Source organism: Gordonia tangerina (assembly GCF_021556435.1).
Classification (GTDB): domain Bacteria; phylum Actinomycetota; class Actinomycetes; order Mycobacteriales; family Mycobacteriaceae; genus Gordonia; species Gordonia tangerina.
The window spans coordinates 1-2,194 of record NZ_JAKGCU010000056.1 but is presented as its reverse complement, the minus strand read 5'-3'; the positions used below and the strand labels follow the sequence as shown (position 1 = coordinate 2,194).

Here is a 2,194-nt window from a genome sequence, read left to right as displayed (position 1 = left end):
CCAGAAACTCACCCTGGCGATCCGACTCACCCTGCATAACCTCAGGATCCCAGCACGGCGGCCAAAACCAGCGCATTCCCGCGCCGGAATCCACCCCCAATTATTCAGCAGTCTCCTAGGCGAGCGGCGTATCGAGACCACGTGAGCTGCAAGCGATCTCGATACGCCCTCGCCTAGCGGCTCGGCCTACTCGATCAGCGGATGAGCTGCAGGCCTACTCGACCCGGGTTCGAACACCAGTCACAACGCCGCGATCTTGTCCTCCAGCACCCGACGTTGAGCGCCGTTGGTGGCCAGTTCGCAGGCCCGGCGCAGCTCGGCTCGTGCCTCCTCGGTCCGGCCCAACTGCGCGAGCAACTCGCCGCGCACACTCGGCACCAGATGGGAACCGGCCAGCTTCGTCACATCGACGTCCGCGTCGAGCATTGTGAGTGCGTCGTGTGCGCTAGCTGCCATCGACACCGCGACGACCTTGTTCAACGTGACCACCGGATTGCCGGTCAACTGCTCGAGCGCCTCGTACAGGATCACGATCCGCGACCAGTCGGTGGCCTCGACGTTGGTTGCGCGTGAGTGGCAGGCCGCGATCGCCGCCTGCAGCGAGTACGGTCCGCGACCCCGACCGAGCGCGTCGACGCGGTCGAGCGCCGCGAGCCCACGGGAGATCTGACCACGATCCCACCGGCGACGATCCTGGTCGGCGAGCAGGACCGGACGGCCATCGGCATCGAGCCGCGCAGCGAATCGTGACGACTGCAGTTCCATCAACGCGATGAGGCCGTGCACCTCCGGTTCCCGCGGCACCAGCGCGGCGAGCACCCGGCCCAACCGCAGGGCCTCCGCCGCCAGATCCTGCCGCATCCAGCTATCGCCCGCGGTGGCGGCGTATCCCTCGGTGAAGATGAGGTAGATGACCCCGAGCACACTGTTGAGCCGTTGCGGCCACTGCGCCGGGTCGGGCACCTCGTAGGGCACCTGGGCCGCCGACAACGTCTTCTTGGCGCGCACGATCCGCTGCTGGATCGTCGGGACCGAGGTGAGGAACAACCGGGAGAGTTCCTCAGAACTCAGGCCGCCGACCACCCGCAGTGTGAGCGCCACCTGCGCGTCCCGCTTCAGGACCGGATGACATGCGACGAACACCAGCTTCAGCACGTCGTCGCGGACGGGCACCCATTCGTCGTCGTCGACTTCGGAGAGGTCGCGGGCGATCATCTGATAGCGCTCGTCGAGCCGTTCCTGCCGGCGCCATCCGTCGATGGCCCGTCGCTTGGCCACCGAGGTCAGCCAGGCTCCGGCGTTCCGCGGAACGCCGGAGCCCGGCCATTTCTCGAGTGCTTCGGCGATCGCCTCCTGAGCGAGATCCTCGGCGAGGCCGACGTCACCCACGATGCGCGCCAGCGTCGCCACCACACGACTGCCCTCGATGCGCCACACCGCATCGATCGTGCGTCGGATCTCGGGATCGGTCATGCGGTGCCGAGCTGTTCGCGCCACCCCTTCTCCCTTTGGACGTACTCGTTGTCGGAGTACTCCTCGAAGTCGGTTTCATCGCTGACGCGTCGCACCTCGAGTTTCACGCCTGGGCCGAGTGGGGCCTTCTTCGCCCACTGCGCGGCCTCCTCCTTGCTGGAGACCTGCAGAATCCAGAAGCCGTTGAACAGTTCGTGGATCTCGCCGTAGGGGCCATCGGTGACCAGTGGGTCCTCGTCGGCGGAAAAGCTCACCACGAAACCCTCCGACGCATCGGTGAGTCCCTCGCCCGCCAGCAGCACGCCGGCGTTGATCATCTCCTCGTTGTAGCGACCCATGGCGTTGATGATCTCGGTGAAGTCGACATCGGCTGCTGCGGCTTCGGCTTCGGCGGTGGAACGCATGATCAGCATGTACTTCATGGTCTTGCCTTTCTCTGGTGAACATCTCTGAGGAATCAGGGCTCGTTCGGTGCCCCTCACCATTACGTCGAACGAGACGAGCGCAGATCGACACTGCGCCCAGAATAGTTTTCGTCAGGGCAATTCCGGTGGTCGAGTAGGCGCGAGCCGCTCGCTTCACCCGGTGGTCGAGTAGTCGCGAGCCGCTAGGAGACTGCTGAATAATTGGGGGTGGATTCCGGCGCGGGAATGCGCTGGTTTTGGCCGCCGTGCTGGGATCCTGAGGTTATGCAGGGTGAGTCGGATCGCCAGGGTGAGTT

General features: G+C 65.2%; 2 protein-coding genes. Both read right to left on the bottom strand.

What is annotated here, in order from left to right; genetic code table 11:
- Positions 1–240: 240 nt before the first annotated feature.
- Entirely contained in the window at positions 241–1,473 is a 1,233-nt protein-coding gene (locus tag L1892_RS24515) for an RNA polymerase sigma factor (protein ID WP_235726352.1), read from the bottom strand.
- Entirely contained in the window at positions 1,470–1,895 is a 426-nt protein-coding gene (locus L1892_RS24510; RefSeq protein WP_235726351.1) for a YciI family protein, read from the bottom strand. Before L1892_RS24510 ends, L1892_RS24515 begins: the two co-directional genes overlap by 4 nt.
- Positions 1,896–2,194 lie beyond the last annotated feature (299 nt).

Bases quoted from the DNA above. Each gene is read 5' to 3' on its own strand.
- L1892_RS24515 (WP_235726352.1), bottom strand. From the start codon at position 1,473: ATGACCGATCCCGAGATCCGACGCACGATCGATGCGGTGTGGCGCATC.
- L1892_RS24510 (WP_235726351.1), bottom strand. From the start codon at position 1,895: ATGAAGTACATGCTGATCATGCGTTCCACCGCCGAAGCCGAAGCCGCA.